The following is a 20,517-nucleotide window of genomic DNA, read 5'->3' on the forward strand; positions in this document are numbered from 1 at the left end:
CCGCTCGCACAATCCCACTTCCGGGACGCGACGCGGCGGACCGCTTGCGCTAGCGTGCGATGGCTGACAATGCGACACCTGCCGGGAGGGGCAAAGATGCGCATCGGAATCGTCGTCGACTCCGCCTGTGATTTACCGCAGGATTTCCTGCGCGACAACAACATCATCCTGCTGCCGATCACCGTACGCATCGGTGACGCCGTACTGACCGATCACCGCGACGAGGAAGCGACGCTCAGCTTTCTCCAGGCGCACGTGGCCGAGCGCGGGCACGAGGCCGAGACCACGCCGTTCTCGGTCGCCCAGATCCGGGACCTGTTCCTGGGCAAGCTGGTGATGGACTACGACCACGTGTTCTGCCTGACCATCACCCGCACGCGCAGTCCGATCCACGACAACGCGATGCAGGCGAGCTTCGCCATCCTCAACGATTACAAACCGGTGCGGCAGGCGGCGGGATTCAACTCGCCGTTCGCGCTGCGGGTGATCGACACCCAGAACCTGTTCGCCGCGCAGGGCGTCACCGCGGTAGAAGCCGTGCGCATGCGCGCGGCCGGCGCCAGCGTGCAACAGATCCGGGTGCGCCTGGAGGAACTGGCCAATCACACCCACGGCTACATGATTCCCCGCGATCTGTATTACCTGCGGGCGCGGGCGCGGACCAAGGGTGATCGCAGCGTCGGCCTGCTCAGCGCGGCGCTGGGCAGCGCGCTGGACATCAAGCCGGTGCTGCATGGGCATGCCGGCAACACCGAGCCGGTCGCCAAGATCAAGGGATTCGACAACGCGGTCGAGCAGCTGTTCCGGTTTACCGGCCATCGGGTGATGGACGGCCTGATGACACCCACCGTGTGCCTGGGCTATGGCGGCGAACTGGCGGAGATGCGTTCCCTGCCCGGCTACCAGCGCCTGCGCGACATCTGCGCCAACCACAACGTCGAGGTGTTCGAGAGCGTCATGAGCCTGACCGGCATGGTCAACGTCGGCAAGGGTGCGATGGTGGTGGGGTTCGCCTCCGCACCGCACGTGTTCAAGCCGGCTTAAGCCTGCGTCGCCGTCATAACGGACAGCTAACGCTCGGGATCGCTAACCTTAGCCACCCAAGGACGAGAGGCTCGTATGGCCGTGCGTTATTACATCAGCCTGCCCGACCCCGACCGCGCCCGCGGTGGCGATCCGGCACTCAGTTTCACCGCCCACGGCGCCGACGAATTCGCGGCGCAATTGCAGTCGGCGCTGCAGAGCGATGGCCTGTTCCAGCGCTGGCGGCTGAAGCAGGACGATCCCGATGACGTCGACCCCGGACTGGGACTGACCGATCCCGGCGCCCGCGTTTCCGGCCAGCAGGACGATCTGCGGATCGTGCTGGTGGCGACCACTTCCATTCCCGGCCAGGTGCTGAAGCACCGCCTGCGTCTGCTGTCCGGCAGCGCCTGGGAACTGCGCGACGTCTCGGCCGCCTGACGGCGGCCGCTGCCCGACGCCGGCGGGCCTCAGGCCCGCAATGCCGCCGCGTGGTGGGCGATGTGCTCGCCGATGAAGCTGGCGATGAAGTAGTAGCTGTGATCGTAGCCCGGCCGCATCCGCAGCCTCAGCGGGTGCCCGGCCCGGTCGCAGGCGTCCCGCAGCAGTTGCGGCTTCAGCTGGCCATCCAGGAACTCGTCCGCCTCGCCCTGATCGATCAGCAGCGGCAGGCGTTCGCTGGCATGCCCGACCAGTTCGCTCGCATCCCAGCCTTTCCAGGCCTCGCGGTCCTCGCCCAGATAGGCGGTGAACGCCTTCTCGCCCCAGGGTGCGCGCGCCGGCGCGACGATCGGCGAGAACGCCGACACGCTGCGATACCGGCCCGGGTTCTTCAGCGCCACGATCAGCGCGCCATGCCCGCCCATCGAGTGCCCGCTGATCCCGCGCGCGCCGGTCGCCGGAAAGTGCGCCTCGATCAGCGCCGGCAGCTCTTCCACGACGTAGTCGTACATGCGGTAGTGGGATGACCACGGTGACTGCGTGGCATTGAGGTAGAAACCCGCGCCCTTGCCCAGGTCATAGCCTTCTGCGTCGGCGACGTCGTCGCCACGCGGGCTGGTGTCCGGCGCCACCAGGATCACGCCGTGTTCGGCGGCGTAGCGCTGCGCGCCGGCCTTGGTGATGAAATTCTGCTCGGTGCAGGTCAGCCCGGACAGCCAGTACAGCACCGGCAGGCGCTGGGTCTTCGCCTGCGGCGGCAGGTACACGGCGAAGCGCATGTCGCAGTCCAGCACCGTCGAGCGGTGGCTCCAGACTTCCTGCGATCCGCCGAAACAGGCGTGTTGTTCGATGCGTTGCATGGTTCGCGTTCCCGGAATCAGTAATGGACCACCGAACGAATCGACTTGCCCTCGTGCATCAGATCGAATGCGTCATTGATGGCATCCAGTGCCATGGTGTGGGTGACGAACGGCGCCAGTTCGATGTCGCCCTTCATCGCGTCCTCGACCATGCCCGGCAACTGGCTGCGGCCCTTCACGCCACCGAAGGCGGTACCCATCCACTTGCGGCCGGTGACCAGTTGGAACGGGCGGGTGGAGATTTCCTGGCCAGCGCCGGCCACGCCGATGATCACCGACTGGCCCCAGCCGCGGTGTGCGCATTCCAGCGCGGCCCGCATCACGTTGACGTTGCCGATGCACTCGAAGCTGTGATCGACGCCCCAGCCCGTCATCTCGACGACCACCTGCTGGATCGGCTTGTCGAAGTCCTTGGGATTGATGCAGTCGGTGGCGCCGAATTCGCGTGCCAGATCGAACTTGGACGGGTTGGTGTCGATCGCGATGATGCGCCCGGCCTTGGCCTGGCGGGCACCCTGGATCACGGCCAGGCCGATGCCGCCGAGTCCGAACACCGCGACCGAATCGCCGGGCTGCACCTTGGCCGTGTTGTGCACGGCGCCGATCCCGGTGGTCACGCCGCAGCCGAGCAGGCAGACGTGTTCCGGGTTGGCCTCCGGGTTGATCTTCGCCAGCGAGACCTCGGCCACCACGGTGTACTCGCTGAAGGTCGAGCAACCCATGTAGTGGTAAATCGGTTCGCCGTTGTAGCTGAAGCGGCTGGTGCCGTCGGGCATCACGCCCTTGCCCTGGGTGGCACGCACCGATACGCACAGGTTGGTCTTGCCGCTCTTGCAGAACAGGCACTCGCCGCATTCGGCGGTGTACAGCGGAATCACGTGGTCGCCCGGCTTGACGCTGGTCACGCCCTCACCCACTTCCACCACGATACCGGCGCCTTCATGGCCGAGCACCACCGGGAACAACCCTTCCGGATCATCGCCGGACAGGGTGAACGCGTCGGTGTGGCAGACACCGGTGTGGGTGATCTTGATCAGTACCTCGCCCTTCTGCGGCGGGGCGACGTCGATCTCGACGATTTCCAGTGGCTTGCCGGGAGCGAAGGCGACGGCGGCACGGCTTTTCATGGGGATTCTCCTGCGTATTCCTGGGATGACGGCATGACGGTTCGGACGAGGCCACGATTCCGGGCCATCGTCCGACGGATTCATTTCAGATAGGAGCGCACCAGCCCGGCCATTTCGCGGACCCGGGCCTGGCGCTGCGCGTCGGACTGGGCCGGCTGGCCGAACTCCTCGCGGATGTGGGCTTCCATCACCTCCGACATCAGCCCGTTGACCGCGCCGCGGATGGCGGCGATCTGCTGCAACACCGCCCCACAGTCGGTACCGGCCTCCAGCGCGCGTTCCAGCGCCTCGGCCTGGCCGCGGATGCGCCGCACCCGGGTCAATACCCGCTTCTTCTCGACTTCGGTATGGGGCATGGCCGCCTCCTATCCAATACTGGGGTATGGTATCTGAGCCGATGCGGTCAGTGAAGCCGTGGGGCCGCCCAACCCTGGACCTTGCTTCATCAGGTCTCCGCGGGAAACGCACGCGCGCGAACTTGATCCGGATCATCGACCGGCGCCATCAGGGGACTAAACTCTTCGCCATGCTCCGGTCCTGGTCCCTGCCGCTTCTCCGTCGCCTGCGCCGCCCGCGCATGCGGGCGCGCATGGCGTGGCTGGGCGTCTGCGCGCTGCTGCTGCAGCAACTGGCGCTGATGGCCTACGCTTGTCCGCTGGAGGCGCCTGCCGAACCTGCGCGCGTGATGGCCGGCTGCGAAGGCATGACCACGCTCGACCCCGATGCGCCGACGTTGTGTCACCAGCACTGCCAGCGCGATCATGTCGCCGCGCCGGACCTCAAGTCGCCCCAGGTCGCGCCGCTGGCGCTGCCGCCCTCCCTGTTCGATCTGAGTGAAGCCCGGCTGCCGCCGGCACCTGCGCGGCACTACCGCGACGTCCCCGTCTGCCAATCCGATCCACCGCCCGCGCAGCGCTTCTGCAGCCTGCAGATTTAGACCTCCGACACGACCGTCCCGCCCGCGCGGCATGCGATGCCGCGTGCTCGCCGTCGTTTGTCCGGAGGTTCCATGTATTCCCTTTCGCCACCGCGCTTCCAGCGCGGGAGTGGTCGCTGGCTGCGCCCGCTTCCCGCCGGAATGCCTCCCGCCAGGCTGTTCCTCATTAGCCTGGGCTGCGCCCTGCTGCTCGCCGGCTTCCCTGCCGCGTCCACTCCCATCCCGCTGAGCTTCACCCAGGCACTGCGCCTGGCGGAACAGAACGCGCCGCTGCTGACGGCGCGCCAAGCGCGGCTGGAGGCCGCGCGTGAAGACGCCGGCCGCGCCGCCGCGCTGCCGGATCCCCGGCTGACCGTGGGTCTTTCCAACTGGCCGGTCACCGGTCCGGATGCGTTCGACCTGCGCGCCGATGAAATGACCACGCAGGAAATCGGCCTGATGCAGGAGTTTCCCGCGCGGGCCAAGCGCCGCGCCCGCCAGGCACTGGCCGATGCCGGTGTGGCGCAGGCGCAGGCGATGTCGCTGGTCGAACGCAACACCGTGCGCCAAGCGGCGGCCACGGCGTGGATCGAACTATGGTCCGCGCAGCAGGGTCGCGAGGCCTTGACCGCGCTGCGCGAACCAGCGGACGCGGCGGCGCGCACCGCGCGTGCGCGCCTGGCCGGTGGTTCGGGAACCGCGGCCGACGCGTTGGCGGCAAAATCGGCGGCGCTGCTGCTGGAAAGCCGCATCGATGCGGCCGAGGCCGCCGTACAGGCGGCGCAGGCCGGCCTGTCGCGCTGGCTGCCGCCGCAGGACGCGCTTCCCGTGGCGCAGGGTCCGGCGCCGGAACTGATGGAACTCCCCGCGGGCGAGGCCGATCCGATGGCCGCGATCGCGCGTCATGCCGCCTTGCTGCCGTGGACCTCGCAGCAAGCCGTCGCCGAGGCGCAGCTGGACGCCGCGCTCGCCGGGAAACGTCCGGACTGGAGCCTGGGCGTGACCTACGGCCGCCGTGATCGCGCGCCGGACGGCATGCCGCGCAGCGACATGCTGATGTTGGAGATCTCGGTCGGCCTGCCGCTGTTCACCCGCAACCGCCAGGACCGCGACATCGCCGCGCGTCGTGCGGAACTGGGCGCGGTTGCCGCCGAACGCGAAGACGCGCGTCGCGCGCAGCGCGAAAGCGTGCGCCGCGCGCTGGCGACCTGGCAGGGATTGCGTCGCCAGCTCCAGCGCCAGCAGCACGACGTGCTGCCGCTGGCCCGCGATCGCGCACGCGCCGCGCTGGCCGGGTATGCCGGCGGCGGTGATCTGCAGCCATGGCTGGACGCACGCCGCGATGAAATCGAACAACACCTCGAACAGGCCCGCCTGCAAGGCGAACTCGGCCGCGCCTGGGCGGCGCTGGCCTATCTGCTTCCGGAACCGGAGAACACCCCATGACCACTTCCACCTCCCGCCTGCTCGGGGTCATCGTGTCCGTCGCCTTGCTCGGTATCGGCACGCTTGGCGGCTACCTGTGGGCGCGCCGCTCGCCACCGCCTGCATCGGCACCGTCATCGCCCCCCGCCCCTGCCGTCAGCGAACGCACGGTCCTGTACTGGTACGACCCGATGGTGCCGGAGCAACGCTTCGACAAACCCGGCCAGTCGCCCTTCATGGACATGCCGCTGGTGCCGCGCTATGCCGACGAGGCCGCCAGCGGCGTGCGCATCGACGCCGCGCAGCGGCAGAGCGTCGGCATCCGCACCGAGCAAGTCGGCCTGGGCCAACTCGACATCGGGCTGCGCGTGCCCGGCACGCTGGGCTGGGATCTCCGGCTCGAATCCGTGGTCAGCGCCCGCGCCGAGGGCCTGGTCACGCACGTGTTGACCAAGGCGCCATTCACGCCCGTGCACCGCGGGCAGGCACTGGCCACGTTGATCGCGCCCGGCTGGAGCAGCGCAGTGGCCGAAGCGCGCGCGCTGGCCGAGGCCGACTCGCCGGCCGCGCGCGAACTCCAGTCAGCCGCCCGCCAGCGCCTGCGCAATCTCGGTGTACCGGGGGGTGCCGGCGCGGGCGGCGCGACCCTGGTGGCGCCACACGACGGCGTGATCAGCGAAGTGCTGGTGCGGGAAGGCCAGACCGTCCTGCCGGGCACGCCGCTGTTCCGCGTCAACGGTCTGGAGACGCTCTGGCTGGAGGCATCCATTCCGCAGGCCGACGCCGGATCGCTACGCGCCGGCACGCCGGTCGAGGCCCGCGTCGATGCGCTGCCGGAACAGCGCTTCACCGGCGAAGTGGAAGCCCTGTTGCCGCAGGTGGACGCGAACAGCCGGACCCGGCGGGCACGCATCGTGCTGCGCAATCCGGAAGGACGACTGGTTCCGGGCATGTTCGCCGAAGTACTGCTGCAACCATCCTCCGGACCCGCGTTGCCGTTGGTGCCGGTCGAGGCGCTGATCGCCACCGGGCGCGAAAGCCGGGTGATCGTGCAGACCACCGAAGGCCGTTTCGAACCGGTGGCGGTGCGGACCGGTCGCAGTGCAAGGGGGCGGGTCCAGATCCTGGACGGCCTGCGCGGCGGCGAACGGGTCGTGGTCTCGGGACAGTTCCTGATCGATTCGGAAGCCAGCCTGTCCGGCGCGCTGCAACGACTGGGCGCGGAAGACGCCGCTCCATCGACATCCACATCGCACGCCCCCGGCGAGGACGTCACCACCGTGGACGCGCACGCCGGACATGCCATGCCCGCGGCCGGCGACGTGCCGGCGCAACCCCAGCCCTCACCACGCGCGATGCCTCCGGAGGCCCCGGCACGGACCAGGGCCTCGCCCGCCGCGCGCACCTGCCCGGTGCAGTACTGGTATGACCCGATGATGCCCGGGCAGCACTTCGACAAGCCCGGCAAGTCGCCCTTCATGGACATGCAGCTGGTGCCGAAATTCGCCATCGGCGCGGCCACGGATTGCACGGCCCGCGACGTCATCCCCGCCACAACGGAGAAGCAGCCATGATCGCGCGCCTCATCCGCGCCTGCATCGCCAACCGCGGACTGGTCCTGCTGGCCGCCGCGCTGTTGGCAGTGGCCGGCGTGTGGTCGGTGCGCCACACGCCGCTGGATGCATTGCCGGATCTGTCCGACACCCAGGTCATCCTCCGCACCCAATGGCCGGGGCAGACGCCACGCATCGTCGAGGACCAGCTCACCTATCCGCTCGCGACCACCATGCTGTCGGTGCCGGGCGTAAAGGCGGTGCGCGGTTTCTCGTTCTTCGGTGATTCCTTCGTCTACCTGCTGTTCGACGACGACACTGATCCGTACTGGGCGCGCTCGCGGGTGCTCGAATATCTCAGCCAGATCCGGGATCGCCTGCCGGCGGATGTCAGCCCGTCGCTGGGGCCGGATGCGACCGGACTGGGCTGGATCTACCAGTACGCGCTGGTCGACCGCAGCGGCCGCCACGACCTCGGCCAATTGCGCGCGCTGCAGGACTGGTTCCTGCGCTACGAACTCAAGACGGTGCCCGATGTGGCCGAAGTCGCCAGCATCGGCGGCGCGGTGCGGGCATGGCAGATCATCCCGGACCCGCAGGCCCTGGCCGCGCGCGGCATCACCGTCGCCCAGCTGATTGAAGCGGTGGACGCGGCCAACGGTGCCACCGGCGGTTCGGTCATCGAACAGGGCGAAGCCGACCTGATGGTCCGCAGCGAAGGCTACCTGCGCGACCGCGATGCGTTCGAGCAGGTGCCCATCGCCGGCACCGACGGTATTCCCGTGACGCTGGGCGAGGTCGCCACCGTCACCCGTGGCCCCACCTTCCGTCGTGGCATCGCCGAACTGGACGGCGAAGGCGAAGTGGCCGGCGGCGTCATCATTCTGCGCAGCGGCAAGGATGCCCTGGGGGCGATCGAGAACGTGAAGGCGCGTCTGGCCCAGTTGCAGGCGAGCCTGCCGAAGGGCGTGGAGGTCGTCCCGGTTTACGATCGCTCCGAACTGATCCGTCACGCGGTCGACAACCTCACCCGCAAGCTGGGCGAGGAATTCCTGGTGGTGGCGCTGGTCTGCGTGCTGTTCCTCTGGCACCTGCGCTCGGCGCTAGTCGCGGTGATCACCCTGCCGCTGGGCGTGCTGGCCGCGTTCATCGTCATGCACTGGCAGGGCATCACCGCCAACCTGTTGTCGCTGGGCGGCATCGCGATCGCGATTGGCGCCATGGTCGACGCCGCGGTGGTGATGATCGAGAACGCGCACAAGCACCTGGAACGCTGGCGGGAGGCGCACGGACGCGAACCGGCGGGCGAGGAGCGCTGGCGGCTGATGGCCGAATCCACCTCCGAAGTCGGGCCGGCGCTGTTCGCCAGCCTGCTGGTCATCACCCTGTCCTTCGTGCCGGTGTTCGCGCTGCAGGCGCAGGAGGGACGCCTGTTCGCGCCGCTGGCCTACACCAAGACCTATGCGATGGCCGCCGCGGCCGGGCTGTCGGTGACGCTGATCCCGGTGCTGATGGGCTACCTCATCCGCGGCCGGATCCGGCCGGAGCACGACAATCCGCTCAACCGGGTGCTGATTGCCGGCTATCGCCCGCTGCTGGACCGCGTGCTGCGCCATCCGCGCATGACCCTGGTACTCGGCGGCGTGCTGCTCGCATTGACCGCAGTGCCCTACGCGCGCATCGGCAGCGAGTTCATGCCGCCGCTGGACGAAGGCAGCCTGCTGTACATGCCGACCGCGCTGCCGGGGCTGTCCGCCGACAAGGCGCGCCAGTTGCTGCAGATTTCCGATCGCATGATCAAGACGGTGCCGGAAGTCGCGCATGTGTTCGGCAAGGCGGGACGTGCGGACACCGCCACCGATCCGGCGCCGATCGAGATGTTCGAGACCACGGTGACCTTCAAACCGCGTGACCAGTGGCGACCCGGAATGACCCCGGAACGCCTGCGCCGGGAACTGGACGCCGCGGTGCGCGTGCCCGGCTTGACCAATCTATGGGTGCCGCCCATCCGCAACCGCATCGACATGCTCGCCACCGGGATCAAGAGCCCGATCGGCATCAAGGTGACCGGTCCGGATCTCGCGGAGATCGAACGCCTCGGCGCCCGCATCGAGCAGGTCGCGCGTGGCGTACCCGGCGTCAGCTCGGCGCTCGCCGAACGGGTGGCCGGCGGCCGCTACGTCGACGTGCGGGTCCGGCCGCAGGCCGCGGCGCGCTACGGACTGACCCAGGCGCAGATCCAGCAGGTGATCGCGACCGTGGTCGGTGGTGAGCCCATCGGCGAGACCATCGAAGGACGCGAACGTTATCCGATCGTGGTGCGCTACCCGCACGAACAGCGTGACTCGCTGGAGGCCCTCCGCCGCCTGCCGCTGCTCGCCGCCGGCGGCGTCCAGCTCACCCTGGAACAGATCGCGGACATCGACCTCAATCCCGGTCCGCCGATGCTCCGCAGCGACAACGGCCGCCTGGCCGGCTATGTGTATGTCGATGTGGCCGGACGCGACCTCGGCTCGGTGGTCGTCGATCTGCAGAAAGCGGTGAAGGCGGACGTGTCGCTTCCGCCGGGCTACGGCGTCGCCTGGTCGGGACAGTACGAGTACCTGCAACGCGCCGTGGCGCGCCTGCAGTGGGTGGTGCCGGCGGCGCTGGCGATCATCTGCCTGCTGCTCTGGCTGGTGTTCCGCCGCTTCGGCGAGGTCGCGATCATCCTGCTCAGCCTGCCGCTGGCCCTGGTCGGCGGCCTGTGGCTGATCTGGGCGCTGGGCCATGCGGTATCGGTCGCAACCATGATCGGCTTCATCGCGCTGGGCGGCGTCGCCGCCGAGTTCGGCGTGATCATGCTGCTGTACCTGCGCCAGGCCTGGGAACAGCGGCTGGCCGCCGGCGAACCGGCCACCCTCGCCACCCTGGAAGCCGCCATCCGCGAAGGCGCCGTGCAGCGCGTGCGGCCCAAGGCGATGACCGTGGCGGTGATCCTGGCCGGCCTGTTCCCGCTGTTCGTCGGCGGTGGCGCCGGATCCGAGGTCATGCAGCGGATCGCCGCGCCGATGCTTGGCGGCATGATCACCGCGCCGTTGCTGTCGATGCTGATCATTCCGGCGGCGTACCGGCTGTTGCGGGGGCGTGCGTTGCCTGCCTGAAAGACGGGGTTAAAAAAAAGCCGCGGAAGCCAGCTTCCGCGGCGGTTACAACAGAGAGATGACAAAGAGAGAAAAACCGGCCGTCCCGGCCTGTTGCCGTTACGCGTCCGTGTCAGTGTGCGCCGACGTGGAACGTCAGCGAAGCGCGATCGGAAATGAAGTCCAGCCCATCCTCGGTAGTGGGCTCCATCCGATTGGTGTGGATGTACCAGATCGCCGCCTTCGTCACTTCGAACTCGCCGCGTCCCTGCGCATCGGTGCGCAGCAGCTGCGCCGGCGGCGCCGGACCACCCGCGGCTTCGGTGCCACGCCCGACATGCACCCGCAGCCCGGAAACCGGTTTTCCCCGGTACAGGACTTCAAAGCCGAGGCGCTCGCCCGGCGCGACCGTGGCCGGATGCCGCGATAGCCGGATCTCCAGCGGATAGTCCAGGCTGTCCGCATAGTCATCGGTCCGCGCTTCGCCGCTCTGCAGGATTGCCCGGGCGTGCTTGGCATAGGCATAGCGCACGCCCTTCGGATAGCGGGCCGGGTCGTAGCTCGCCAGCGTGTCGGGCAGATCCTCCAGTTTCAGATAGGTGGCGAACTCGCTCGCGCTGCGTTCGCTCACCGTCGGTTGGGTGGAGACACCGAGCATCGCGGTGCCGGCCGTGGCCGGTGTCAGGCTCAGCCGGCTCTGCTTGCCTTCGGCCTTCCACCGCGCCGCGTCCGGATGGCTGCGCTGGCCGGCCTGCAGGAAGGTGACGTCACGCAGGCGCGATGGTGTCACCGGGCCGGCGCTTTCCTCGAAGGTTCCATTGTTGACGTGCGCGGACACCGCTTCGCCGGGTTTCACCGGGGAATCGGGAAAGGCCACGAACAGATCGTGGGAATGGACGGGCCCCGCGCCGACGATGGCCAGCGCCAGGCATGCCTGGAGAACGTGTTTGATCATGATGTCCGGTCCTGAATGAAGGGGATTACCAGCGATAGCTCACGCGCACGTTCCAGCGGCGGCCGAGCAGGTCGTAGGTCATGGTGTCGGTGTTGGCGTTGGGGTTGTTCTGGATGAAGGGCGCCTTGCGATCGAACAGGTTCTCCACCCCGGCAGAGACATCCCAACGCTCCTTCACGCCGTAGCCGACCTGCAGGTTGTGGTACAGCACGGCCGGGGCGCGCGATCCCAGCGTGCCGGGCCTGGCCACGATGTCGTCGGCCGAACCGATGTACTGCACGCTGTAGACTCCCGACCAGCGCTCGCGCGCCATCCGCCACGACGCCAGTCCGCGCCACTGGGTATAGCTGCCCAGCCCGCTGGTGATCCGGCCGGCGTACTCGATGGTCGCCGCGCCGGGAAACGGCGCGACGTCATAGCGTTCCAGGTACGACGCATCCAGGCTGACGGTGCTCGCCCAGCCCGCCCAGTCGAACTGGTACAGCGCGCCGAGATCGACGCCTTCGGCCTGCTCGCTGGCCGCGTTGACCTGCTGCGAGGACAGATAGTCGATCTCGCCGGTGGCCGCGTTGCGGGTGAAGTGGGTGGCCGAGCAGAACGGGTGCGACAGATTGGGCGTGTTGTAGCAGGCGCGCAGTTTCACCGAACCCTCGATGCTGCGGATCGCGTTCTCGATGCGGATGCGGAAATAGTCCGCGGTCAGGGTCAGTCCGGGCACGAAGCCCGGCGTCCAGACGAATCCGGCGGTGAAGGTGCGCGCGTCCTCCGGTTCCAGCGCCGGATTGCCGCCAGTGGTGGTCAGGATGGTGTTGCCCAGCTGCTGGAAGTTCGCCGGCACCCCGGCGCGCTGGCAGTTGGCGCGGACCACCGAATCGGCCGGCAATGCGCTCCAGTTGCTGCATGGATCCAGCGTGGTCAGGCTGCCCTGGCCGATGCCGCCGAACAGTTCCGGGATACTCGGGATGCGGAAGGCGGTGGCGTAGTTCAGGCGGACCTTCAGTGCCTCGGCAATCTGCCAGTCCAACCCGAGCTTGTAGTTGGTGTCGCTGCCGAACAGGTCGTAGCGGGAATAGCGACCGGCAAGATTGAAGGTCAGGTAGTCGACCATCGGCACGCCCTGCAACAGCGGAACCGCCAGTTCGACGAACGCTTCCTTGGCGGTGTAATCACCTTCGATGGGATCCTGGCGGACGATGTTGGCGCTGCCGTTGACCACCAGCGGGTCCGGATACAGCCAGCCCTTTTCCCGACGCCACTCCACGCCGGACGCGAATGCGACGCTGCCGGCCGGAAGATCGAACAGCGTTCCGGACACCGTGCCGCTGACACTCTGCTGGCTGTTGCCGCCGGAACCGCGCTGGGTAAACAGGATGTAGTCCAGGACCGCGGGCGACAGGTTGCCGTAGCCCAGGTAGTTGCCGCACGGAATGGCGGCGCCGGGCGCGTTGCTGCACAGGCTGGTGTTGAGCGTGTTTTCGACCCGATCCAGATTGGCGATGTTGGTGGACGTGTCGGTACCGCTGTTGCGGCCCCAGTTCACCGCCACCGACCAGTCCCAGTCATCCCCCCAGCGTCCATCCAGGCCGACCACCGCGCGGAACGTGTCGATTTCCTGCGCGGTGATGCGCGCACCGGCTTCTTCCAGCCGCCTGCGTTCCAGGGTCAGGTTCTGGCCGGTCGGATTGGTCGGATGGCCCGCACCGATGCGGATGGTCCGGTACACGCCCAGGGTGTTGGGCGAAGCCCGCTGGTGCGAGCGCCGGTTGGTCGACATCAGTTCGGTGAACAGGCGCGTGTCGTTGGTCAGATCATAGTGGCCGAAGGCGCTCAGGCCGATGCGCTTGATCGGGCTGACCGCGTTGAGGGTGTGGTTGTAGTTGTAGTTGTGCCTGGCGGGTGAGTAGGTTTCATAGGAACGTGGATCGCCGTTGGGATCCTGATTGAAGTTGACGATGCGTCCATCCGCCAGCCGCGCGCGGCCGCCGATGGTGGACGAATTGCCCACGCATTCCAGCCGCCCGTTCACCACGCCCAGGGGACAAGGCGCCCGTGACACCATCGGAATGGTGCCGCTCTCGGCATAGGTGACGGCACCTGCCATCGCGCCGCGCTCGCCCCGCGTGCCCCAGGCCAGGTTGACCGAGGTGATGTCGCCGTCACCACGGAAGGTTTCGCCGTAGCGGCTGGAAAACTCCACCCCTTCCACATCCTTGCGGGTGATGATGTTGACCACGCCCGCGACCGCGTCGGCACCGTAGATCGCCGAGGCGCCGTCCTTGAGAATCTCGATGCGTTCGATCAGCGCCAGCGGGACGACATTCAGATCCACTGAATTGTTGGCGCCGGTGCCGCCGTTGACCACGCGACGTCCGTTCAACAGCACCAGGGTGCGGTTCACGCCCAGTCCGCGCAGGTTGATCTGGGTGGCACCATTGCCGTTGCCGGTCCAGAAGTTGTTGGACTGGGACCCCGCCGCGCCGGCGGATGCGGGCAGGCGTTGCAACAGGGTTTCCACCGAGACCGCGCCGGAACTCTGGATGGTCTCGGCGTCGATGACGGTGGTCGGCCCGAGTCCCGACATCTGCGCGCGCTTGATGTGGCTGCCGGTCACCTGCACGGTGTCGAAGGTGGTGGCCGCCGGCGGCGCGGTGGCGATTGCCGTTTCGTCCTGTCCCGGCGTGATCGGGTCCGGAGCCGTCGCGGCGCCATGGTTGACCGGCATCGCGACGGGCGATGGCGGTTCCGGTCGCGACCGTTCGCGCACGATGGCCAGCGCGCCGGTGTGATCGCGCCGGACCACCAGTCCGGTGCCAGCCAGCAGGCGCGCCAGCGCCGCGTCGTGCGACATCTCGCCGCGCGCACCCGCGGTCCTCAGCCCGCGCACATCCTCGCTCAGGTACACCAGCCGCACGCCCGATTGCGCGGCGTAGGTCTCCAGCGCGTTCTTCAGTTCTCCTTCCGCGATATCGAACGTACGCGTCTGGGCCGCGGCGGATACCGCCAGCGCCAGCCCGCAGAACACCGACAACATCGTCTTCACTCGTTTGGCACGAGCCATTCCCCTCTCCCCGGTTACAGCGCACATTGGCCGTGCTTACCCTGACGACCCCGCGCGGCGGTTCCGGTATGCGAATTTCCGGAACCCGTCGCCGGGTCAATGCGGCTGCGACACGCGAATCTCGTCGCCGCGTTCTTCCACTTTCAGGTTGAACGCCTGGGCGAGCAGGCGCGAGAACGCCTCCACGCCGTTGGCGTCGAAGCTGCCGCCGATGCGCATGCGCGCGGTGGCGTCGTCGACCAGTACGAGTTGCTTGCGGTTGTAGCGATTGAACTGCTCCGCCGCGTCCTGCAGCGTGGACTGGTCGAATTCCAGCGTGCCGTGACGCCAACTCAACGTGCGCCGTACCCGATCCGCGGCATGACTGGCGACCACCATGCCGGCCGGCTTTCCGTAGAGCAGGTCGCCGCCCCCCACGATGACCGGTGGCTTGCCGGGCACGGGATTCACCGGTTCGACCCGAACCCGTCCCTCCAGCACCGCGACCTCGAAACGCTCGCGTTCGCGGCGAACCGAGAACCGCGTGCCCAGCACCACGATCCGATGATCGCCGGCATGGATAACGAACGGGTGCGCCGGATCCGGCTTGACGTCGAAATACGCTTCTCCCCGCAGCAGCCAGACTTCCCTTCGTCCCGCCTCCACCTGTGCGCGCACGCGCGTCGATGTGTTGAGTTCCAGCTTCGAACCATCGGCGAGCGCCACCGATTCGTGCCCGCCCACCCCGGTGCTGTACCCGGCATCGGATTCGATCCAGGGCAGGCTGGCGAGCAGGGCCGCCGCGACGACGCCCGCCGCAATGGCCCATCCCCGATGCCGGGATCGGCGCGTCGCCATCGCGGCGCCGGGCCGCAGGGCGGCCAACCGATCCGCCCTGTTCCAGACCGATTTCAGGCGCAGCCAGGCCACCCGATGCGCGGTGTCCTGCATCAGCCACGCCTGCAACCCGCGTTCGTCGGCATCGCTCCATTCCGGCGCCTCCGCGCGCGATACCCAGCGCGCCGCTTCCTGTTCGACGTTCTCGTAAGGCTTCATGGTTTGCCCACTTCCCTTTTCACCCGTTTTCCCGGCCGGCGCACATGGCCGGCACCGCCCAGCATGAAATCGGCCAGGGCCCGCATCCCCAGCAGGGTCTGCCTTTCGACCGCGTCCTCGCCAATGCCCATGCGCGCAGCCACCTCCCGCTGCGAGAACCCGTGAATCTTGCGCAGCTCCACCACCTGGCGGCAGCGCGCGGGCAGCCGCGCCAATCCCTGTTGCAACCGACGCAGCTCGTCACGCGCGCCGAGGTGGCGCTCCGGGGTGATGTCGTCGACCCGGTGGCCCGCCGATTCGACATCCGCCATGGCCTCGATCGACACGATGCGCGATCGGCGGATCCGATCGATCATCAGGTTGCGCACGGTGGTCATCACGAACGGCTTGACCTGCGCGGGAAGCCCGCGCCGCGCCGCTTCGTAGATGCGCGCGTAGGCTTCCTGGCGCAGATCCTGGACCTCGCCCGGGTCGGGCCAGTGCCGCCGCAGGAAGGCCTGGATCAAGCCTTCCAGCGGCAGGACCTGCTCAATGAACCAGTCGTCTAGGGAAGGGCTCACCGTTGCTCGTTCTCCGGCCATCGATGCGGGACGTCTGTCCCTGTGACGTTCCGGCGCCGGTGATCCGGTACACGGATCGCCACCCGTCGGCGCGCCACCGGATCCCGCTTCCGGCGACGCGCCGTCCACGCCCTCGTTGCCGCGATCGCGCACCATCGCCTCAGTGCTGGTGGGCGTGGCCATCGTCGGCGGGCGGGGTGTCCTTCTTCCCGGCCGCGTCCGGCGCTGCATGGGTATGCGCCTTGCCATCGGCGTGGACATGGGTTGTTCCCGCATCGCCTTCGGCCGCGTGGGAAGATGCGTGCCCGTCGCCGGTTTCCCCATGCGCCATGCCTCCCTTCGCGCCGGAGGCATCGTCGTGATGGCCCTCGCCATCGGCATGCGCGTGGCCACCGGTTTCACCGCCGCCGTGGGAATGACCGCCGCTGCTGGCGACCAGTGCCTGGTATTGCGCCCTGTCCAGCTTTGGCAGTTCCTGCAGGAACGCGGCCATGTTCCAGATGTACTCATCGCCCATGCTGGTGCCCCAGGCAGGCATGCCGCTGGCCTTGATGCCGTGCTTGATCACCCAGAACGCTTCGGCGGACGGCGGCGCGGCACGGGTCAGATCCGGCGGCGCGGGATACAGGCCACGACTCAGCTCGGTCGGTCCGGATCCAGGGGACAGATGGCAGCCGGTGCACATCGCGTCGTAGTTGCCTGCGCCCTGGCGGATGCGCGCGGGATCCGACAGGTCCGCCGGTGGCTGGAGGTCGGCGGCGCGGACCGCGATCGAACGCTTGCGTGCGGTTTCCAGCAACGCGTAGACCGGGCGGGTGTGCGGTGCATCGGCGGCAACGTTGTACCCGCCCGAGTACACCACGGCGGCGCCGGCCACCACGACGGTGCCGAGCATGACGGCAAGAAAGAGCAAAATGGTGTGGTTCTTCTTCATGTGGTTTTTTCCTGGATTCGAAACGCGTGGCCGCGACGGCGCTCGGGCGCCGCCGGGGCGGAATGAAGGGGAAGGCGCGTTCGTGCGGATGCACCGCGTCGGAAACGACTGCCCGCGTGGTCAGCGCGCGGGTGCCATTCCGGGTTCAGGCATGTTGTCTGCCGCTGTGCGCGGCGGATTGCGCCATGCACAGGGACCGCGTGCGCCGGTATTCGCTCCGGCGGTCGCGGCGCATCCGCTGGCGATCAGCCGATGGGAGGCCGGATCAGATGCGGCAGCGCGGGCGCGGGATGTTCCAGCACCGGCGTAGGCACGACGCCCGCGTGCACGATGATGACCGGCGTATCCGTCGGCGTGTCCATCGCGGTCGCGCAACCCTGGACGCAGGCGCAGGGGCAGCTGGCGGATTTGCAGCAGTCCCGCCCGGATGGTGAACCCTTGTCCTCCGGTTCGGAAGCGTGGCCCGCGCAGTCGAGATCATGCGCATCGCCACGCTCGCCGGATGCGGCTTGCGCGCCGCTCCCCATGTCCAGCATCCGCACGGACGCCGCTGCCGCGCTGGCACCGTTGAGCACCAGCGCCACGCACAGCAGACACCGCATCAGCAGAGTGGCAAGCGACATGCCGGCAAGCGTACCGCACGAATCGCGGCACGCGTGCATGAACCGCGCCGCGAATACCGCTGCAAATCGATCCGATCCTGGAGCCAGGGCCCGGGTCCAGCGTGTGCTTCCGTCCTGCCTGGTCCGCCGGACCTTCCACGCCGGTCGAGCCCGCCTCCGCGCGACGATTTCCCTCGCCATCGCATCCTTGATGATCAGGGGTCGACGTTCCCGAACGGAGCACCAGGCGTCGTCTCTGCCGACAGCAACAGATGAAAGGCCCGCCCATGCGTTGTCGAACCATCCTTTCAAGCACCCTGCGCCGCGTGCTTCCCTGCCTCGCGATCATCGCCTGCCTGTCGTCGGCACCGTTCGGCGCGCCCCGCGCGCAGGTTCCACCCGCCCATGCTTCCGGCGGCGAAGTGACGGTGCCGCTGGACCACCGGTCACCCGCGGGACCTTCCGCGTCCCTGCGCTATGAGCTGGGCGCGGCGTTCGACGCCGCCAAGCCGACCGTGTTCGTCATCGCCGACGCGCAGCAGTTCTATGTGCGCGCCGGCGCGATGCCGGCGCTGCAGGCCTCGCTGTTCGGCGACGGCTTCAACGTCGTGGGGATCCTGGGACGCGCCACGGGTCGCTCGTTCGTCCGCGCCAGCCAGGACGCCGGCGGACGCACGGACTGGCGCGCCGCCTGGCGTGTCTTCAACAGCGCGCAATGGGTGGAGGACATCGAAGCGGTACGGCGGCACCTGCTGGGCGAACACGGCAAGGTGCTGCTGTATGGCCGCTCCGGCGGCGCGTTCCTGATCCACCAGTATCTGGCCGTCCACGGCGATCATGTGGAACGCGCCTGGACCCAGACTCCCCTCAATCCGTACATCGCTGCCGGACTGGGCCTGCGCACGGATCATTTCTGGGACGAGATTGGTGCATACGATCCGGGTCTGCAGACGCTGCTGCGGCAGGCGTTGGCGCGGGCGCCCGGCGAACGCGCGCGATGGCTGCGGATCCTGCAACGGCAGAACTTCTTCGTGCCGCTGGCGCGGCGCGATGAAGAGCGCGCCCGGCTGATCCGCGCGATGGCCGCCGATGACACCGCCATGATCGAGGCCGCCGGCAAGGCCTACCAGGTCGACGAGGTCGCGCGGATGATGGCCGCGCCGGAAGGCGTGGCGATCCTCGTCCGGCTGTATGAATTCGAGGCCCCGTTCATCGACCGCGCGCGACCGCGCGATGACGGCATCCACCCGGGCGAGGAAACCTTCCGCGATGCGGTACGTCCCCTGCGCCTCCTGGCGGAGCAAGGGCTCATCACGCCGGTCCGGTTCGATTCCGCGCGCCTGCATCGTCTCGACACCGAAGTATTGGTGCTCGCGGGCCGGCATGACCACACCGCCGACTATCGCGCGTTAATCGCGTTGTCCGCGCATTACCCGCATGGGCTTCTTTTCATCGCCGACGACACCCATGTGTTCGAGGCGATGAATCGGCAGGGACATGCCACCGGCATGCTGCGCGCGTTCCTGACGCACGGCGCCGACTCGGCCGCCTACCGCGCCGCCGAGTCGGCCGCCGATGCGCTGCGCTGGCGCGAGTGAGAAACCGCGCCGCGCCGGATTGCCCGCACATGACGGTCGCCGCTTCCATCGACGATGCCTCCCGTGTTTGTCTATGCAGGCCCGTTCCCGCTCCGCTCCCACGTCCCGATGGAATCGCAGTTCCTTCCCGCGCTTGGCCTGTTGACCACCTGCCTGTGCGTGCTGATGGCCGTATTCCTGTGGTTCACCCCGGGGTCGCTGGCGCGGGCCAACCGCTATCTGGCCGGTTTCCTGCTGCTGACCGCGGTGGACGTGGTCGGCTGGGCATCCCCGCTGCTGCCCGACCGGCTGCTGGCCCTCCTGCCCTGGCGGACACCGCTGGCGTTCCTGCAGATGCCGCTGCTGCACGCCTATGTCGTGGCCCTGTGCTTCCCCGCCCGGCGGACCCGGGGACATCTGCTGGCGGGTGCGCTCACCCTCCTGATCGCATTGGCCGCGCACGCCGGAGTGCTGGCGCTCGCGACGGGTGATGCCGCCTTCCTGGTGTTCCGGCGCATCGAGAGCGCGCTGCTCCACCTGCAGTACTACGCCTACATGGCGCTGATGGCGGGAGTATTGCTGGCCTACCGCCGCGCCTACCGCGACTATTGCTCCAATCCGGACAGCGCCACGTTCGCATGGCTGGTCACGCTGCTGTCGGTCTCATTGCTCGCAAGCACCTTCGTCCTGCTGAAATCACTGGCCTGGTGGAGCGGGCAGGTCGCGCTGTACCGGATGCTGGACCCGCTGGTGGCCGCGCTTGCCGCGCTCATCACGGCGGCCCTGACCCTGACCGCGCTCACCCGCCAGCACCTGTTCCTGGGCGTCGTCACCGAAGCCGACACGGCGTCTCCGAAGGAAACGGCGTCCCCCGCCGATGCCACGTCGCCGCCCGTCGATACCGATGCCGCGTGTCCGGATCGCGCGCAGGCGCCGCCCGCCCACCAACCGGCCGCGCTCGCCCGGCTCGACGCCTTCATGGCCGAACACGAACCCTTCCTCGATCCGTCCCTGACCATCCGCAGCCTGTCCCGCCGGCTGGGCTGGGGCCAGCGCGAGCTGTCGCAGCTCCTCAACCAGGCGCTGGGCATGCACTTCTTCGACTTCGTGAACCGCTACCGGGTGCAGAAGGCGTCCGTGCTGCTGCGCGACCCGGCCCTGGGCGATCTGACCGTGCTGGAAATCGCCCACCGCTCAGGCTTCAACACCAAGTCCTCTTTCAACACCGCCTTCCATCGCCACCAGGGCACCACCCCGAGCGCCTACCGCCGACGGGACGACGCGGGTGCGCGGCCCGGCCGCGATACCCTGTCCCGGGCGGACGGGTAG

General features: G+C 68.4%; 17 protein-coding genes. 8 read left to right on the forward strand and 9 right to left on the reverse strand.

All coding sequences use genetic code 11. From position 1 onward, the window contains the following. The first annotated feature begins 96 nt into the window (after positions 1-96). Together FG323_RS10335 and FG323_RS10340 are read left to right on the forward strand one after the other, a co-directional pair. Positions 97-1,044 (forward strand): DegV family protein, encoded by a 948-nt coding sequence (locus FG323_RS10335; protein ID WP_141454453.1) that lies wholly within the window; start codon positions 97-99, stop codon positions 1,042-1,044. Positions 1,045-1,119: 75 nt separating this feature from the next. Continuing rightward, positions 1,120-1,464, forward strand: coding sequence for a hypothetical protein (locus FG323_RS10340; RefSeq protein WP_141454454.1), 345 nt, complete (start codon positions 1,120-1,122; stop codon positions 1,462-1,464). A gap of 29 nt (positions 1,465-1,493) precedes the next feature. Here FG323_RS10340 and fghA read toward each other — a convergent pair whose 3' ends face one another. The 3 genes from fghA to FG323_RS10355 form a co-directional block, all read right to left on the reverse strand. After that, positions 1,494-2,324: an S-formylglutathione hydrolase gene (fghA, locus tag FG323_RS10345; protein ID WP_141454455.1), complete on the reverse strand. Its 831-nt coding sequence runs from the start codon at positions 2,322-2,324 to the stop codon at positions 1,494-1,496. Positions 2,325-2,341: 17 nt separating this feature from the next. Next, complete coding sequence (locus FG323_RS10350; RefSeq protein WP_141454456.1) at positions 2,342-3,451, reverse strand: S-(hydroxymethyl)glutathione dehydrogenase/class III alcohol dehydrogenase; 1,110 nt, start codon at positions 3,449-3,451, stop codon at positions 2,342-2,344. 80 nt (positions 3,452-3,531) lie between these two features. Then, positions 3,532-3,807, reverse strand: coding sequence for a metal/formaldehyde-sensitive transcriptional repressor (locus tag FG323_RS10355; protein WP_141454457.1), 276 nt, complete (start codon positions 3,805-3,807; stop codon positions 3,532-3,534). A 170-nt stretch (positions 3,808-3,977) separates the two neighbouring features. Between FG323_RS10355 and FG323_RS10360 the strand changes: the two genes are divergently transcribed. The 4 genes from FG323_RS10360 to FG323_RS10375 all read left to right on the forward strand — a co-directional run bounded on the left by FG323_RS10360 (position 3,978) and on the right by FG323_RS10375 (position 10,488). Further along, positions 3,978-4,388 carry a hypothetical protein gene (locus FG323_RS10360; RefSeq protein WP_141454458.1) on the forward strand — a complete coding sequence of 137 codons (411 nt, stop codon included), beginning with the start codon at positions 3,978-3,980 and terminating at the stop codon, positions 4,386-4,388. A gap of 72 nt (positions 4,389-4,460) precedes the next feature. Beyond that, complete coding sequence (locus tag FG323_RS10365) at positions 4,461-5,813, forward strand: TolC family protein (protein WP_249889398.1); 1,353 nt, start codon at positions 4,461-4,463, stop codon at positions 5,811-5,813. Beyond that, positions 5,810-7,366 (forward strand): efflux RND transporter periplasmic adaptor subunit, encoded by a 1,557-nt coding sequence (locus tag FG323_RS10370; RefSeq protein WP_141454459.1) that lies wholly within the window; start codon positions 5,810-5,812, stop codon positions 7,364-7,366. Before FG323_RS10365 ends, FG323_RS10370 begins: the two co-directional genes overlap by 4 nt. Next, positions 7,363-10,488 (forward strand): CusA/CzcA family heavy metal efflux RND transporter, encoded by a 3,126-nt coding sequence (locus FG323_RS10375; RefSeq protein WP_141454460.1) that lies wholly within the window; start codon positions 7,363-7,365, stop codon positions 10,486-10,488. Before FG323_RS10370 ends, FG323_RS10375 begins: the two co-directional genes overlap by 4 nt. A 112-nt stretch (positions 10,489-10,600) precedes the next feature. Here FG323_RS10375 and FG323_RS10380 read toward each other — a convergent pair whose 3' ends face one another. The 6 genes from FG323_RS10380 to FG323_RS19685 all read right to left on the reverse strand — a co-directional run bounded on the left by FG323_RS10380 (position 10,601) and on the right by FG323_RS19685 (position 17,632). Further along, positions 10,601-11,422: a DUF4198 domain-containing protein gene (locus tag FG323_RS10380; protein ID WP_141454461.1), complete on the reverse strand. Its 822-nt coding sequence runs from the start codon at positions 11,420-11,422 to the stop codon at positions 10,601-10,603. 25 nt (positions 11,423-11,447) lie between these two features. Then, positions 11,448-14,480 (reverse strand): TonB-dependent receptor, encoded by a 3,033-nt coding sequence (locus tag FG323_RS10385; RefSeq protein WP_220094150.1) that lies wholly within the window; start codon positions 14,478-14,480, stop codon positions 11,448-11,450. Between the two features lie 96 nt (positions 14,481-14,576). Continuing rightward, entirely contained in the window at positions 14,577-15,515 is a 939-nt protein-coding gene (locus FG323_RS10390; RefSeq protein ID WP_141454462.1) for a FecR domain-containing protein, read from the reverse strand. Continuing rightward, positions 15,512-16,258, reverse strand: a complete 747-nt coding sequence (locus tag FG323_RS10395; protein WP_220094151.1) for a sigma-70 family RNA polymerase sigma factor — start codon at positions 16,256-16,258, stop codon at positions 15,512-15,514. Before FG323_RS10395 ends, FG323_RS10390 begins: the two co-directional genes overlap by 4 nt. After that, the gene (locus tag FG323_RS10400) at positions 16,236-17,009 is read right to left on the reverse strand and encodes a cytochrome c (RefSeq protein ID WP_141454463.1); all 774 of its coding nucleotides are present in this window, start codon (positions 17,007-17,009) and stop codon (positions 16,236-16,238) included. Before FG323_RS10400 ends, FG323_RS10395 begins: the two co-directional genes overlap by 23 nt. A gap of 245 nt (positions 17,010-17,254) precedes the next feature. Beyond that, positions 17,255-17,632 carry a CopL family metal-binding regulatory protein gene (locus FG323_RS19685; protein ID WP_181444165.1) on the reverse strand — a complete coding sequence of 126 codons (378 nt, stop codon included), beginning with the start codon at positions 17,630-17,632 and terminating at the stop codon, positions 17,255-17,257. A 266-nt stretch (positions 17,633-17,898) separates the two neighbouring features. Between FG323_RS19685 and FG323_RS10410 the strand changes: the two genes are divergently transcribed. Together FG323_RS10410 and FG323_RS10415 are read left to right on the forward strand one after the other, a co-directional pair. Further along, positions 17,899-19,209, forward strand: a complete 1,311-nt coding sequence (locus tag FG323_RS10410) for a hypothetical protein (protein WP_181444166.1) — start codon at positions 17,899-17,901, stop codon at positions 19,207-19,209. A gap of 108 nt (positions 19,210-19,317) precedes the next feature. After that, complete coding sequence (locus FG323_RS10415; RefSeq protein WP_141454466.1) at positions 19,318-20,517, forward strand: helix-turn-helix transcriptional regulator; 1,200 nt, start codon at positions 19,318-19,320, stop codon at positions 20,515-20,517.

This window comes from Pseudoxanthomonas sp. z9 (assembly GCF_006542425.1).
Lineage (GTDB): Bacteria > Pseudomonadota > Gammaproteobacteria > Xanthomonadales > Xanthomonadaceae > Pseudoxanthomonas_A.

Bases quoted from the DNA above. Each gene is read 5' to 3' on its own strand.
- FG323_RS10350 (WP_141454456.1), bottom strand. From the start codon at position 3,451: ATGAAAAGCCGTGCCGCCGTCGCCTTCGCTCCCGGCAAGCCACTGGAA.
- FG323_RS10370 (WP_141454459.1), top strand. From the start codon at position 5,810: ATGACCACTTCCACCTCCCGCCTGCTCGGGGTCATCGTGTCCGTCGCC.
- FG323_RS10365 (WP_249889398.1), top strand. From the start codon at position 4,461: ATGTATTCCCTTTCGCCACCGCGCTTCCAGCGCGGGAGTGGTCGCTGG.
- FG323_RS10335 (WP_141454453.1), top strand. From the start codon at position 97: ATGCGCATCGGAATCGTCGTCGACTCCGCCTGTGATTTACCGCAGGAT.
- FG323_RS19685 (WP_181444165.1), bottom strand. From the start codon at position 17,632: ATGTCGCTTGCCACTCTGCTGATGCGGTGTCTGCTGTGCGTGGCGCTG.
- FG323_RS10395 (WP_220094151.1), bottom strand. From the start codon at position 16,258: ATGGCCACGCCCACCAGCACTGAGGCGATGGTGCGCGATCGCGGCAAC.
- FG323_RS10340 (WP_141454454.1), top strand. From the start codon at position 1,120: ATGGCCGTGCGTTATTACATCAGCCTGCCCGACCCCGACCGCGCCCGC.
- FG323_RS10385 (WP_220094150.1), bottom strand. From the start codon at position 14,480: ATGGCTCGTGCCAAACGAGTGAAGACGATGTTGTCGGTGTTCTGCGGG.
- FG323_RS10355 (WP_141454457.1), bottom strand. From the start codon at position 3,807: ATGCCCCATACCGAAGTCGAGAAGAAGCGGGTATTGACCCGGGTGCGG.
- FG323_RS10375 (WP_141454460.1), top strand. From the start codon at position 7,363: ATGATCGCGCGCCTCATCCGCGCCTGCATCGCCAACCGCGGACTGGTC.
- fghA (WP_141454455.1), bottom strand. From the start codon at position 2,324: ATGCAACGCATCGAACAACACGCCTGTTTCGGCGGATCGCAGGAAGTC.
- FG323_RS10380 (WP_141454461.1), bottom strand. From the start codon at position 11,422: ATGATCAAACACGTTCTCCAGGCATGCCTGGCGCTGGCCATCGTCGGC.
- FG323_RS10400 (WP_141454463.1), bottom strand. From the start codon at position 17,009: ATGAAGAAGAACCACACCATTTTGCTCTTTCTTGCCGTCATGCTCGGC.
- FG323_RS10410 (WP_181444166.1), top strand. From the start codon at position 17,899: ATGCGTTGTCGAACCATCCTTTCAAGCACCCTGCGCCGCGTGCTTCCC.
- FG323_RS10415 (WP_141454466.1), top strand. From the start codon at position 19,318: ATGGAATCGCAGTTCCTTCCCGCGCTTGGCCTGTTGACCACCTGCCTG.
- FG323_RS10390 (WP_141454462.1), bottom strand. From the start codon at position 15,515: ATGAAGCCTTACGAGAACGTCGAACAGGAAGCGGCGCGCTGGGTATCG.
- FG323_RS10360 (WP_141454458.1), top strand. From the start codon at position 3,978: ATGCTCCGGTCCTGGTCCCTGCCGCTTCTCCGTCGCCTGCGCCGCCCG.